General features: G+C 62.2%; 13 protein-coding genes and 1 pseudogene. 5 read left to right on the top strand and 9 right to left on the bottom strand.

What is annotated here, in order from left to right; all coding sequences use genetic code 11:
* Positions 1-29 precede the first annotated feature (29 nt).
* Together E5W87_RS10205 and E5W87_RS10200 are read left to right on the top strand one after the other, a co-directional pair.
* On the top strand, positions 30-791 hold the full coding sequence (locus E5W87_RS10205) for a LuxR family transcriptional regulator (protein ID WP_292396617.1): 762 nt from the start codon (positions 30-32) through the stop codon (positions 789-791).
* An 81-nt stretch (positions 792-872) separates the two neighbouring features.
* Complete coding sequence (locus tag E5W87_RS10200; protein WP_292396612.1) at positions 873-1769, top strand: proline iminopeptidase-family hydrolase; 897 nt, start codon at positions 873-875, stop codon at positions 1767-1769.
* 375 nt (positions 1770-2144) lie between these two features.
* Here E5W87_RS10200 and E5W87_RS10195 read toward each other — a convergent pair whose 3' ends face one another.
* A complete protein-coding gene (locus tag E5W87_RS10195; RefSeq protein ID WP_292396610.1) occupies positions 2145-2555 on the bottom strand; it encodes a DUF1761 domain-containing protein in 411 nt (136 codons plus the stop codon).
* 73 nt (positions 2556-2628) lie between these two features.
* On the opposite strand from E5W87_RS10195, the gene E5W87_RS10190 reads away from it, so the two are divergent.
* Both E5W87_RS10190 and E5W87_RS10185 read left to right on the top strand, forming a co-directional pair.
* Entirely contained in the window at positions 2629-3255 is a 627-nt protein-coding gene (locus tag E5W87_RS10190; protein ID WP_292396608.1) for a TetR/AcrR family transcriptional regulator, read from the top strand.
* 411 nt (positions 3256-3666) lie between these two features.
* Complete coding sequence (locus tag E5W87_RS10185; RefSeq protein ID WP_292396606.1) at positions 3667-4506, top strand: hypothetical protein; 840 nt, start codon at positions 3667-3669, stop codon at positions 4504-4506.
* A 71-nt stretch (positions 4507-4577) separates the two neighbouring features.
* On the opposite strand, the pseudogene E5W87_RS10180 reads toward E5W87_RS10185, so the two are convergent.
* The 7 genes and pseudogenes from E5W87_RS10180 to E5W87_RS10150 all read right to left on the bottom strand — a co-directional run.
* Positions 4578-4691 (bottom strand): annotated as a pseudogene (locus E5W87_RS10180) (integrase); the annotation flags it as partial.
* An 86-nt stretch (positions 4692-4777) separates the two neighbouring features.
* Complete coding sequence (locus E5W87_RS10175) at positions 4778-5446, bottom strand: haloacid dehalogenase type II (RefSeq protein ID WP_292396605.1); 669 nt, start codon at positions 5444-5446, stop codon at positions 4778-4780.
* Positions 5447-5734: 288 nt separating this feature from the next.
* Complete coding sequence (locus E5W87_RS10170) at positions 5735-6151, bottom strand: LysR substrate-binding domain-containing protein (protein ID WP_292396603.1); 417 nt, start codon at positions 6149-6151, stop codon at positions 5735-5737.
* A 127-nt stretch (positions 6152-6278) separates the two neighbouring features.
* Entirely contained in the window at positions 6279-7733 is a 1455-nt protein-coding gene (locus E5W87_RS10165; protein ID WP_292396601.1) for an aldehyde dehydrogenase family protein, read from the bottom strand.
* Complete coding sequence (locus tag E5W87_RS10160) at positions 7730-9004, bottom strand: FAD-binding oxidoreductase (protein WP_292396599.1); 1275 nt, start codon at positions 9002-9004, stop codon at positions 7730-7732. The genes E5W87_RS10165 and E5W87_RS10160 overlap by 4 nt, the downstream gene beginning before the upstream one ends.
* Before the next feature lie 61 nt (positions 9005-9065).
* Positions 9066-10235 (bottom strand): alanine racemase, encoded by a 1170-nt coding sequence (locus E5W87_RS10155; protein ID WP_292396597.1) that lies wholly within the window; start codon positions 10233-10235, stop codon positions 9066-9068.
* Positions 10236-10255: 20 nt separating this feature from the next.
* Positions 10256-11122 carry a GNAT family N-acetyltransferase gene (locus E5W87_RS10150; RefSeq protein WP_292396595.1) on the bottom strand — a complete coding sequence of 289 codons (867 nt, stop codon included), beginning with the start codon at positions 11120-11122 and terminating at the stop codon, positions 10256-10258.
* 310 nt (positions 11123-11432) lie between these two features.
* Between E5W87_RS10150 and E5W87_RS10145 the strand changes: the two genes are divergently transcribed.
* The gene (locus E5W87_RS10145) at positions 11433-12371 is read left to right on the top strand and encodes an ornithine cyclodeaminase family protein (RefSeq protein ID WP_292396592.1); all 939 of its coding nucleotides are present in this window, start codon (positions 11433-11435) and stop codon (positions 12369-12371) included.
* Between the two features lie 96 nt (positions 12372-12467).
* Here E5W87_RS10145 and E5W87_RS10140 read toward each other — a convergent pair whose 3' ends face one another.
* On the bottom strand, positions 12468-13778 hold the full coding sequence (locus E5W87_RS10140; RefSeq protein WP_292396590.1) for an FAD-binding oxidoreductase: 1311 nt from the start codon (positions 13776-13778) through the stop codon (positions 12468-12470).
* Between the last annotated feature and the right edge of the window lie 51 nt (positions 13779-13829).

Below are 13829 nucleotides of genomic sequence, written 5' to 3'. Positions count from 1 at the left end.
GGTCCGGGAGGGTGTCGGCGGAAGAGCTCATGCTGGACGAAATCACCACGATCAGGCGGCGTTTCGCTCGCCATGTCACCCTGGACGGTTGCATCGACGAGGCGTTCGTAGCGATGCGCGGACTCGGCTACGAGGCCTTGATCTACGACTATACGCCCGTGCCTTACGACCTCGACGGCTCGATCATGATCCCGTCGATGCTCAAGCTGCGCAACATCGATGACGACATGTACGACTATTGGTGCGATCGCGGCTACTTCCGCATCGATCCCGTGCAACTCGTCGCCGCGCACAGTTGCAGGCCCTTCGCTTGGAACTACGACGATGGAGCCGACACGGAAATACGCGCGCTACTCAACGAGACGACGGAGCCGGTGGTGCGATATCTGCGAGAGCGCGATCTCACCCGAGGCGTGACAATCCCCATTCATATGCCGCGCGGCGGCTATGCCACGGTCACCGGAGTACGTTTCGGCGCCGGAGAAGATGTTCCGCGCGATCCCGGAAGCATCGCCCAGCTCGGCCTGCTCGCGCATGTTTTCCATGACGCGGCCTATGCCTACTACAACCGCTCGGCCCTCAGTCCGCGACTGCCGGCGCTGACCGAGCGTGAGCGCGAGTGTCTCCGCCATTCGGCACATGGCCTCTCTGCCAAGGAGATCGCGCGCATCATCGGGCGCTCGGTTCCCACGGTCGTCATGCACCTCACGGCCGCCGCCAGGAAGCTGGGCGCCAGGAACCGCACGCAGGCGGTCGTTCGCGCCGCGCATTTCCGCCTGCTCGACAACTGACGGAGAGACCCTATTACTTTTCATAGCTGCCGCCTCAGGCAGGCTCGCCCTATGATGCCCGCCGCAACGAGGAGAGCCGCCGTGACGGAAGCGAAGGAAGGCCATGTCGCGTTTCGCGGCTACCGCACTTGGTACCGCATCGCCGGCAACCTAGATTCGCCGAGGCTCCCCCTGGTGGTCGCCCATGGGGGACCAGGCTGCACCTACGACTATGTCGACACTTTCAAGGACATCGCGGTTCTCGATGGCCGGGCCGTGATACACTACGACCAGCTTGGAAATGGCAACTCCACTCGGCTGCCGGAGAAGGGATCGGACTTCTGGACCGTCGACCTGTTCCTAGACGAACTCGATACGGTGTTGCGGTCGCTCGGGATCGAGCAGCGCTACGCCTTCCTTGGCCAGTCTTGGGGCGGCATGCTCGGCGCCGAGCATGCCGTGCGCCGGCCGGAGGGCCTCAAGGCCCTGGTGATCGCCAACTCGCCGGCCAACATGCGCACCTGGGTGTCCGAGGCCAATCGGCTGCGCCGTGAACTGCCCGCCGACGTCCAGGCTACGCTCACACGGCACGAGGGCGCCGGCACGATCACCGATCCTGAATATGTAGCAGCCTCGCGCGTGTTCTACGACCGACATGTCTGCCGGGTCGTGCCATGGCCGCCGGAGGTGGCGCGCACCTTCGCCATCATGGACGAGGACAACACGGTCTACCGCAACATGAACGGCCCTACCGAATTCCACGTCATCGGCACGATGAGGGACTGGACCATCGAGGACCGGCTGCCCGACATCGCGGTGCCGACACTGCTGATTTCGGGCCGCCACGACGAGGCCACGCCCGAGGTAGTCCGACCCTATGTGGAGGGCGTTCCGGGTATTCGATGGGTACTTTTCGAGCATTCGAGCCACATGCCGCATGTCGAGGAGCGGGAGCTCTGCATGCGAACTGTCTCGGACTTCCTCAAGACGCAGGACTGAGGAGCAACCGGCAAGCTTCGGGACGCGGGGTGCACCTTTCTCACCTCCCCGAGGTCGCGGCGACGGAGGCAGGTCGGCGCCGGATTCGCGTGGCTTGCCTCCGAAAGGACCGACTACGCGGACATATCCACCCAGGACCTTCACATCGACAGACTGAAGGTCAAATCGAGATGCCGAGCGGCCGCTGTGATGGCGTAGCGGCGGGAATATGGGCCGAGAGCAGACCAGCAGCTTCGGGCTGCGAATATTCAAGAGCGGACGTTTAGGTGGTGTGGGCGTCGTCGTGACCTGACCCAGAGCGGACATTCGAGCGGTCGCCCAAGCGACGGCGACAAGCTTTGCGGCTCTTCCTCGTCCTGCCGTGTGGGGTCTTTGTTACCGAAACACGGTCAGGACCACGCCCATTGCCACCATGCTGACCAAGCGATAGCCAGCATTGATCGCATAATAGCGCAGAGGTCGGTGCTCGTAGGTCACCGAATGTAACAGCGTGACCGCGACGAAGCCGAGCCAGAGCAGTAAAGTGCAGAGGACGGCCGAGACGATCGCCAGTGCGCCCCAGGCGTGAAGTACCTGATCGAGGATAAGCGCCATAACCGCAAACGAGGCAAGGTCGACCGCAATCGCCCGCCGCAGGCCGGCGGCGAATTTCACGCCGTCGACGCCCGACATCTCGGCCCACGGCCGGATGAAGAGCAGCGGCGAATACCAAAGCCCAGCGACTACCCAGGCTGCGAGGACCGCAGCTCCGATCCCCCAGAGGTTTATCGGCACAAACTCGATCATGCTGCCCCTCCCTTCCAGCAAACTAATCCCAATGATCTGGCGGTTATATTGGGTATAGCTTACTATATCCAATATGAATGACAAGCCAAAGACCCGCAGGCGCTACGACGCACGGCTGCGGTTGGCGCGCGCCTCCGGCACGCGCCAACGCATTCTCGATGTGGCGAAAAAGCTCTTCACCGCGCGCGGCGTGGAAAAGGTCACGATTAGTGACATCGCATCGGCCGCCGGTGTTTCGGCACCGACCCTCTATGCCCTGTTCCAGTCGAAGACCGGCATTCTAAGAGCCGTGGTCGAGCGTTCCTTCTTCGGCCCGCGCTACGCGGAGATAGCTAAGCAGGTAGAGAACGCGAGAGACCCCGAGGAGATTCTGCGTATTACTGCCTCGATCTCTCGGGTCATCCTCGATACGGAACGCGAGGAGATCGGCCTTATGCGCGGCGTCTCGGCCCTGTCGCCCGAGCTGAAGGCGATCGAGACGGAGTTGGAGGCCGTCCGCTTCAGGCTCCAGGAAGCGCGCGCCAAACTTCTCGTCGAATCCGTCACTGTCGCGCGCCAACTCGGCTTAGCCCGCGTGCGCGACATCCTATGGATGTATACTGGCCGCGACGTTTATCGCATACTCGTGTTGGAGCGGGGTTGGTCTTCGGACGAATATGAAAGCTGGCTCGCCGAGACGCTGATCAAAGCGCTGATGTGAGCTAACGTCTCCCTCCCACCCAACGCAGTCATAGGAGGGGCCATTTTGACGAATCCGGGCCAAGTTCGGCGCGTTGGCTAGGTCGCGCCATGAGCAGCCACAATTGAATATATGGCTGATCGACCGCAACTGGGCCGAAAAGCGGACGGGCAGCTTTTGCGTCCTTAGGCCATCAATGCGACCGCTTCCAGGTCTGCCGAGGTTGCTTTCGACGAGTCACGTGACCATTGCGGCCTCTGCCAAATCGCCAGGAGAGAACGAAGCCCTCGCACATATCGGCGCCTGCTCCCGTGGGGATGGACGCATTCACTTCGGCGCAATATGGATGGGGGTGTAGCCCGCTGTAGCGCTCACATTTCACCGCGTCCCTAAGTCAGGTGACGAAGACGTTCGATATTAGGAGAGCTGGTCATGACCGACAACAAGCCAGACGTTACCAAGGATTGGCAAGCGACGCAGGGTCAAAAGTCTTCCGCCACGCGCCTTCGACTTTTCGCCGCGCTCGCGTGGCTCATCGCCATAGGCGGCGAGATCTACGGGATTATTCTGTTCCGCCAGAACAAGTTCGACCAAGGAAACCTGCCGCTGCTGATCGGCATTCTGGTCGGAATCGCGATTTTCGCAATCGCCGGCAACTTGCTATGGAAGGCTGCCAATCGGCACGATCCGGCCCGCGCATCCGACACAGGAAGGTTCTTCTTCCAAAACCAGCTCGGCGCGATCATCACGCTGATCGCCTTCCTCCCGCTGATCTTCCTGATTCTCGCCGACAAGAACATGGATCCGCGGACCAAGAAGGTTGCCGGCGGCGTCGGCGCTGCGCTGGCGGTGCTCGCCACGGTAGTGGGGGTCAGCTTCACCCCCCCGTCGGTCGAGCAGTACACCCAGGACATGAACGCGTGCGCGACCCAGATCAAGTCGGGGCAGCCCACCACCGCCTGTTCGCCCGACGTCGCCGCCCAAGCGCAGCAGATCGCCACAGACACCGCCGCGGTGGCGGCGGCAACGAAGGACGCGAGTCACCCCGACGGTCTGGATGTCGTCTATTGGATCGCGCCGGAAAACGGCGCCGCGAAGTCTGCGGAGCCGCATGTTTTCCACCTCTGCGCAGCCGTCAGTCCGCTGAAGGACAAGACCGTGAATAGCGGCTCTGTGACGGAAGCTTACGCGCAGAACGCCATCCGCATCACGAAGCAGATCGATATGGAACAGAAGCAATGCGGGTTCACCGGCGCAACCAGCGCCAATTGAACCCGCCCGCGCTCCTCTATCGCAGCCGCACCGCAGTTGCGGCCCGCCCGGCAGGACCAGACCGCCTGCCATCAGATCTCCGTTGCCTCGGCCAATGTCAGTGCATCGTCCGCGTCCACGCCGAGATACCGGACGGTGTTTTCAATCTTTGTGTGCCCGAGCAGGATTTGGATCGCGCGAAAGTTGCAGTTCTATTTCTTGCGGTATTTGAGACGGCGCCGCTGGCAGACCTCGAAAAAAAGGCGGCGCCCTGCAAAGCCCCGGCCAATCCTCAGAGTCCGAAAACGCCCGGTAGCTGCGTCACATCGCGGATTTCCGTGTATTCGTAGTAGGGGTTGGCAGGCTCATGGCCGCGATTAACCCAGACCTTGTTCTTGATCCCCAGATCATAGGCGGACATCAGGTCGTGGCGGAAAGACGAGGAAACGTGCGTTATGTCCTCTGGTCCGCATCCCAACATGTCGAACATGTATTCGAACGCCTTGAAGTGCGGCTTATAGGCACCGGCCGGTTCAGCGGTGTAGACGGCATGAAATGGAGCGCCGAGCTTTGCCACATTTGACGGAATTTGGGCCATCATGGAGTTCGAAAGGATAACCAGCGGAATTTCTTTGGCCAGTTTAGCCAATCCCTCGGTTACGTCTGGATGCGGCCCCCAGGTTGGGATGCGGTTGTAGATCGTTTCGGCGTCTTCGGCACGGAATGCGACGCTGTTGCGGCGGCAGGTCCGTTCCAGTGCGTTGTGAACGACATCTGCATAAGGCTTCCAATCCTGCAGCACCTCATCGAGGCGGTAGCCTTGGAAGCTTCTGATGAATTCGTCCATGCGCGGCCCATCCAGAAGATGATCGAACAGATCCCTGGCGGCTTCCGCCATTTGGAAATTGATCAGCGTGCCATGGCAATCAAAAGTCACATATTTCGGCCGGAAGTGGTCCATGTCCTTGGTTCCTGTCAATCTGCGCTGTCAGCCGAGCATAATCGCAGGCGTTTGGCAGAATGTGCCGCAATGCATGGTCATTCAGCAGAAGGCCCTCCGGTCGGCCGCAAAACCAGCACGCCCTTTCGCAGTGCTGTCTCTTTCGCCCCGCCTGAGCCGAAAACCGACCTTTAGGGCGCTAGTCCTGTCTCCTAAACGGGGTGGACGATCGAAGTCGCGAACGCTGCCCCAGACCAGCGGGGTGCTGCGAGCGGCGACCGATACGGGCGCAAAAGCGACCTTATTTTCTTAGTTTAGGTGTTTCTCAAACACCTGCCGCTTGAACGATCTCTCGGACTCTGCAGTCAGCCAATCGCGCAATGCGGAGAGTCCAGTCGCAACGGTCATCGACTTCGGGTGGATCAGGCCGTAGTCGGTTCCGTCGCGATCAAAGCCGAGTGGTGCTTCCAATCGCCCATTCGCGATGTCATCCGCTGCAATCGCTTGTGGTGCAAGAGCAACGCCAAGACCACCCAGGGCCGCTTCTGACGTCAGGAAATGATGATCCAGCAATCGGGTCGCTCGAGGACGCGGCGCATCAATGTGTTCGTCGAACCACGCTTCCCAAGCATTCGGTCGCGTCCGTGATCCGAGCGCCACATAGTCGCCACTCTCGAACCGCTTGCGCAGGGATGGTAGCATTACCGGACCGACACGCTCGGGCATCAGCCTGATGATGGTCCATTCCAGGGTCCACCAGAAAATCGAGACGGCGGATCTGGTTGATGATCCGCCCGGCCTACTGGCATAGATGGCTCGCCACCTGCGCTACTGCGCGTGGCGAAGATATCGCCTAGAAATAGCCGAGGATGGATTTGACTTCGAGGTACTCCAACATGCCCTCGATGCCGTATTCACGGCCGTTTCCAGATTGCTTGAAGCCGCCGAACGGCGCGTGAGGATCCCACGCCGGGTAGTTGAGATGCACTTGACCGGCGCGGATCCGCGAGGCGACATCCTTGACAACGTCGATATCTGTGCCCTGTACATGCGCGCCGAGTCCATAGACGGTGTCGTTAGCGATGGTGACGGCCTCCTCCACTGTCTCGTAAGGGATGATGCAAAGAACCGGGCCGAAGATCTCTTCCTGGGCGATGCGCATGCCCGTGCGTACCTCGGAAAAAATCGTCGGTTTGACGTAGAGCCCGACATTCAGGCCGCCCGGACGGCCGGTGCCGCCGGCGACGAGCTTCGCGCCCTCCGAAATGCCGACGCCGATCATGGTTCGGATGCGGTCGAATTGGGCACGGTTGGCGATTGCACCGTGAGTGGTGGCTTCCGAAAGAGGATCGCCGACGACGATCTGGGCTGCGGCCCCCTTGGCGATTGCCTCGATCTCTGAAAGCCGCGCGCGCGGCACGATCATGCGCGTCGGCGCACTGCATGACTGGCCGAGATTGCGGAAGGCAGCAGCTATGCCCAGCGAAACGGCGCGATCGAGATCTGCGTCGGGCAGGATTACGTTCGGCGACTTGCCGCCGAGCTCCTGCGCGACGCGCTTGACCGTCGGTGCGGCGGCCTGGGCCACCGCAACGCCCGCTCGGGTGGAGCCGGTAATGGAGATCATGTCGACATCCGGATGGGCCGCCAGACCCGCTCCGACGCAAGGGCCGTCACCATTGACGAGGTTGAAGACGCCGGCGGGGAAGCCGGCTTCCTCGATCGCCTCGGCGAACAGAAGGGCGTCCAAGGGAGAGAGCTGGCTTGGCTTCAGCACAACCGTGCAGCCTGCGGCGAGCGCCGGCGCGACCTTGGCGGTGATCTGGTAGAGCGGCCAGTTCCACGGCGTGATCAGCGCGCAGACACCGATCGGTTCGTGGGCGACGGCGGTGTGGCCACGCTGCTCGACGAAGGGGAAGGTCGTCAGGACATCGCGAGCAACCTTCACATGGGCGATCGCGAGCGGCACTTGGGCGGTGCGCGCATAGCCGATCGCCGCGCCCATCTCGATGGCGAGGCATTGCGCAAGCAGTTCAATGCGCGTTTCGAGCAGCGCCTGCAGGCGATCGAGCAGACGCGCCCGCTCTTCCGGTGGGGTCCGGCTCCAGGTGGCGAATGCCCGGCGGGCCGCGGCAACGGCTGCGTCCACCTCCTCGCCATTGCCAAGCGGAAACTGGCTTACGACCTCTTCCGTGGCCGGATTCACGACGACGCCCTTCGCGGTGCCGCTCGGCTCAACCCATTGACCGTCGATGAAGAACTTGTCCAGGTGGCCGTTGCGGGACAGGTGTTCGAGGGGCGTGATCATCCTACAAGGTCCTTCATGCGGTAATAGGCACCGAGGATCGGCAGGAACCAGGGACGCCCGAAGTATCCAGGGATCGCCGGCCAGTCGAAATCCTTCCAGGGGTTCAGGTCGGGGCGCCCGTCCATGACATCGGCCATGATGCTGCCCATCAGCGTCGACATATGGGTGCCGTGGCCGCTGTAACCCATCGAGTAGAAGATGCCGTCGCGCTCCCCGGCGCGCGGCAGGCGGTCGCGGGTCATATCGACCATGCCGCCCCAGCAGTAGTCGATCCGGGTGTCGGCCAGCTCCGGATAAACCTCGACCATCGTCGCTTTCAGGATCCGGCCGCTCTTTTCGTCGGATTGCGGATTTGACACCGCAAACCGGGCCCGCCCGCCGAACAGCATGCGATTGTCCGGGGTCAGCCGCCAATAGACGACGAGGTTGCGCGTGTCGACGACATTGCGGCGGGTCGGCATGAGTTGCTGAAGCTGCGCAGGCGACAGCGGTTCCGTCACGACCAGAAAGGCGCCGACCGGCACGATGCGGCGGCGGATCCATCCGAGCGGACCGACCTTGGAGATGCCGCTCGCCAGTAGGACATGCCGCGCGACGATCTTGCCCCGAGGGGTCTCGACCTCATGCCCGCCGGCAACCTTGCGCATGGCCATGACCGGAGCATGTTCATAGACCTCTGCACCACGTCGCACGGCGGCGGTCGCAAGGCCGCGGACGAACCGGCCGACATGCATGCTGGCGCTCTTGGGAAACAGCAACCCGCCGTGGTAGCGCTCGGTCCCGACCTCGTTCCGCAGGTCGGCGCGCACGATCATCCTCGTTCCGGGATCGACATTGGTCGCGAGGAGTTCCTGGCTGCGCGCCAGCATGTCGTAGTGCTCGGGCTTGGCGGCAAGCTTGAGCTTGCCGACGCGGGAGAAGCTGCAGTCGATCTTTTCTTCCTGCACCAGCCGCTCGACCATATCGACGCCGGCGTCGAAGGCCTTGTAGAGCGCGTTCGCGGCGCCCTGGCCGTACTTGCCGGCCATGACCTCATAGTTCTGGGCAAAGCCGTTGTTGCACATGCCGCCATTGCGCCCGGACGCGGCGTTGCCGATCGTTTCGGCCTCGAGCAGGGCAACCCGGGCGCCCTTCTTGGCAAGGGCCAGTGCAGCGGAAGATCCGGTCAGGCCGCCGCCCACGACGGCCACATCGTAGCGACCTTCGAGAGGTCTGGACGCGCCCTCATTGAACGGCTGAGAGGTATCCAGCCAATAAGATGTAAACTTCATAATTGCACCACCAGTGCGTCAGTTTGCATGGGCGCCATGCAAAGCGTAGCGATTGGAGCCCTTACCATCCGCGAATCCGCTCCCACCGCGCTTCGATCTCGGGGCTCTCACCGTTTACGACGCTGTAGACGTCATGCTGGGCGGCCATCGCGCAGGCATGGTTGGGTAAGATCCGAATTCGTGTGCCGACCGGGAGCTCGGGCATGCTCTTGCCGGAACCGCTGCGGATAGCGAGGATGCCGTGTTCCTGGCTGGCCTGCGCCACGACTACATCTTCGATCACCCGCCCCGTCTCGTCGCAGACCACACCGTAGCCCTGGTCGAGCTGCTGACTTGCAGTTCCGCGGTCGCGCGAAAGCGCCATCCACCCAGCATCGACCAGCACCCATCCTTTTTCCGGCTTGGCGCCGATCACGGTCGCCAACACGGAAATCGCGATATCGTCGATGGCACAGACCCCAACCCCGTGTTGGACGAGGTCGAAGAACATATAGACCCCGGCGCGCAACTCCGTGACGCCTTCGAGATTCTGGGCGAAGTGCGCCGTCGGCGTTGAGCCTAGGCTGACGATCGGGCAGGCATGGCCGTGAGCGCGCAAAGTTTCGGCCGCGCGCACGGTGGTCGAACGCTCGTTCTCGGCTGCCTCGACCAGCGCATCGGACGTGCTCAAGCCATAGGACTCGCCCGCATGGGCGAGGACGCCGACGAGGTTAGCGCCCGATGCGACTACCCTATTGGCCACCTCGAGCAGCTTCGGATCATCGGGCTTCAATCCACCGCGATGGTCATCGCAGTCCAGTTCGATGAAGACGGACGGTGTCACGCCAATGGTCTTGCGCACGTCGGCCAAAGCATCGGCCTGCTCCACGGTATCGAGCAGAAGCTTCAGATCGACGCCCGTCCGGCGACAAAGCTCCATGGCGCGCGTGGCCGAAGCCGGCGACATGCCGACCGCATAAGTCATGTCGCGAAAGCCGTGGCCCGCGAAATATTCCGCCTCGGCGATGGTTGAGACCGTGATCGGGCCGGGTTCGCGGGGGAAGACATGTCGGGCTACGTCGATGCTCTTGGCCGTCTTCATGTGTGGGCGCAGCACCACGCCAAGCTTTCCGGCATTCCCGGCGAGACGCTGGATGTTGCGCTCGAGCCGTCCCCGGTCCAGAAGCAGCGACGGGGTGATGAGTGCGTCGATCGTTTCAGCCGCTTCACGCACTTTTGCGTTTGTCTCCATCTTTCCCGTGTCCTCATTTCCTAACCGAACGACTGGTTCGCCAAGGCATACATACGTGCTGGCCAATCGGAGACGGGTCGCTGCCCTTTGAGCATGGCGGTTGCATAGCCGACCCGCTCCAGGCCCACGCTCTCCAGCCAGTCGCCCAATCCGTGTTCGGCATAGACGTCGACGCGTACGAATTGCCCGTGGAGCTTCGCAAGCTGGGCCAGGATCAGGAGTCGCGCATCTTGGACGCTTTCGGCTGCACAAGGGCCGACCACGTAACCGCGGCCAAACCTCCTGGCGATGGCGTAGCCGACAACCCGCCCCACGCGCTCGATGACCACCACGTTGCCCGAATCGGCAAGCGCAGCCACCATCGACGAGCGGGGCATGCCCGTAGCCCGTTCGTCGAAGGCTTGGATCGACGCTACGTCCGAGTCAGTTGCCGGACGGATGTCGTCGCGGATATTCGGCGGCACGGCGGCGGTCAGCGGGCCCTGGTGCTGGAGCACAGTGCCCCAGGCGGTGAAGCCGCGTCGCTTGTAGAGCGTGAGCCCCTCTTCGGTCGAATTGAGCAGCACGTCGCGGCCGTCCGTTGCCTCAAGCAGTCCATTAAACAGTCGCGAGCCGTAGCCACCGCCTTGTGCGGAGGCGGTGACGATGATCATCCCGGCGGTGGCATATGCCTGGCCGTAGTTCCACCACAGGGCAGTGCCGATCACTTCGCCTGCACGCTCCAGGACCAGGCCCTGGCCGACCGTCGCAGCGAACTCCCAGTCCTCTCGGCGATAAGGCCAGGCCATCTCCTGCGACAGCTTCAGGGCGCCTGGCACATGGCGGGTTTCGAAGTTCATCAGCTCGATCGGGGCGCTGACGGTGTCTCTCTCATATTCGAGGGCCATAAGTGCAACGCTGTCTCTTGGTCCGAGGTCGATTTGAAGGTCGGACCTTAAAGTCGCGCCTGCCAGGCAGATTTCCCTGCTGTTTTGCCCTGTTAACTCGACGGGATCATTCGTTTTGGCCCCGTCCCTCGGCATACAAAATGGCGCAAATCGAGTGAAAACTACTCATCTGCCACCTTGCGTCGCACATCATGATTGCCAGTCGGCGTGACGTCCGTGCCTCTACACCGATGTAATCTCGGGCCTGACCACGCCATGTGCCGGGACACTCTGCAGCGATGAACGGCTTGATGCTCACAAGGAAGTTTGGATGATCTACATCAGCGAAGAGGAGTCTGCCGCCCTCGTCACACATGAACTTGCCTTCGAGGCGGCGCGGCAAGCTCTCGTGGCCGCAGCTTCCAAGCAGAGCGGGGTCTTTCCCGCTGTTCTCGGGCGCACGCAGGAGGCGACCAATACCTTCTCAATCAAATCCGGTTCGTCGGACCACCTGACCGGAGTGAAAATTGGCTCCTTCTGGTCGGGCAACCCGGCACGTGGCCTTCCGCGCCACAACTCAACCATCGTACTGCTCGATCAGCATACAGGTCGGCTCGGCGCCGTAATCGAGGCCGGGAAGGTCAACGCCTACAGGACGGCCGCCGCCGACGCAGTTGCGGCCGATCTTCTTGCCCGGAAGCAAGCCAAGGTTCTGGCGATATTCGGCGCAGGCAGCCAAGCGGGCTTCGAAGTGATGGCGCGGGTACGCATCCGCCCAATCGAAACCGTGCTGGTCGTGGCCCGGCCTTCGCCGCGACGCGACGCTCTTGTCGATCAGATCGGCGAAAGGGGCCTGGAGGCGCGCGCTGCCTTGCCCGAAGAAGCCGTGCGCGCGGCCGACATCGTGGTGACGGCGACACCCTCACGCGAACCGCTGTTCGACGCCGCTTGGGTGGGGCCCGGAACCCATATCGTCAGCATGGGGTCGGATGCTCCGGGCAAGCGCGAATTGCCGAGCGACTTATTTCCCAAGGCACGTCTGTTTTGTGATCTGCTTTCCCAGTCCGTCCAGATCGGCGAGTTCCAACACGTGCGCGACGAGATCGACACCGGCGTGCTTGCGGTAACACCAATCGGCGACGTCATTGAAATGCGTGCGCACGGACGCCGCTTCGACAACGAAATCACGGTCTTCGACAGTTCTGGTATCTCGCTACAGGATCTCTACATGGCCGACGCGCTGATCCGCGCAAACGGGTCCCACCGCTAATTAGCTTCGCACCGACAAGTGCCGGCCCGACGGATTTTGCCACGGTACTGAAGTGCTCTCCGGCAACAACGTGTCCTGCGCGATTCCGCAGTCGTATCAGCGGCTGGCACGCCAGAAGGCGATACGGTCCTGCAACCGATAGCCCTGGATAATCGCCGGCATGAACCACGGATTGCCGCGATAGAGCGGGATAGCCGAAGGCGGTCGAAAGTCGAACGCCGTGCGCGACTGCTCGCCATGCCCCATCAACTTGTGGGCCGCACGCATGCCAATCCATGGTGCCCAGACCACGCCTGAGCCGCAGAAGCCGGTTGCATAGACCACACCCTCCTTCTCGAAGATGCGGGGCAGCATGTCGCGGTTCATCGCCACGTTGCCGAACCAGCAATGCGAAAGGCGCACGTTCTCCAACTCCGGAAAAAGGTTCACCAAGCCCTTGCGTAGGAGAAGTTTTGGCGCCGCCGGATCGCCGACGCGAGAACTGTCACGGCCCCCCAGCAGAATGCGTTTTCCGTCGGGCGAGGGACGATAATAGAAACCGAGTTGCCGGTTTTCGGTGATCGTCATCAGCTTCGGCATCAGTCGCGCCATGACATCGGGCGCAAGTTCCTCGGTCACGATGATCCGGCTGCGGACCGGAACCAGCCGGCGGCGCAGGAAGGGAGCGGCGCCGTCGGTATAGCCGTTAGTACAGACCAGAACCTGCCGTGCATCCACCGTCCCTGCCGAAGTCGAGACGCGGAAGCCCGAACCATTCCTCTCGATCGACTTGACCCCCGTGTGCGAATGGACCGTCAACCCGGATGCGAGCGCCACCCGCAGGAGTTCAGCATGGAATTTTGCGGGGTGCAGCCCGCCAATGTCCATCCGAACGGTTCCGCCGCGGTAGAAATTTGTGCCGATATAATTTCGCTGCTCGGCATGCGGAACGGCATAGGACTCGATCCCCAGTTTCTTCGCCAGTGTCTCGGCGCCGCGCGCCATCTTCACATACTGTTCATATCCGAAAGCGCCTTTGAATTGGCCAACCAGTCGGAAGTCGCAGTCGAGCCCTTCGGTGTTGATGAACTCGTAGAGGAATTCGCGTGCGACCTTGCCCTCGGCCTCGATCGCCATGGCCTTCTCTTCACCGAAGCGCCGGGTGATCGTGGCATAGTCCGGCCGGATACTCCCGCTGGTAATTCCGCCGTTGCGCGTGGAAGCACCCTCGCCCGGATTCATCGCATCAAAGGCTGCGACCGAGCGTCCTTCGCGCGCCAGCGCAAGCCCGGCCGAAAGGCCGGCGTAGCCGGCGCCGACGATCACCACATCGAGCTTCTTGACCAAGGGCTGCGGCGGCAGCGGCATGACGGGTGCCGCTTCCCACCAGTATGGCGTGTTCTTTTCGGCGATCTTGGGCTCTTGCACGTGACTGACTTCTCTTGCTGTTCCAGGGATTAACAAAGCGATCGCTCGCGG

Source organism: Mesorhizobium sp., from assembly GCF_004962925.1.
Lineage (GTDB): Bacteria > Pseudomonadota > Alphaproteobacteria > Rhizobiales > Rhizobiaceae > Mesorhizobium.
This window is presented reverse-complemented; position numbering and strand designations above follow the sequence as displayed.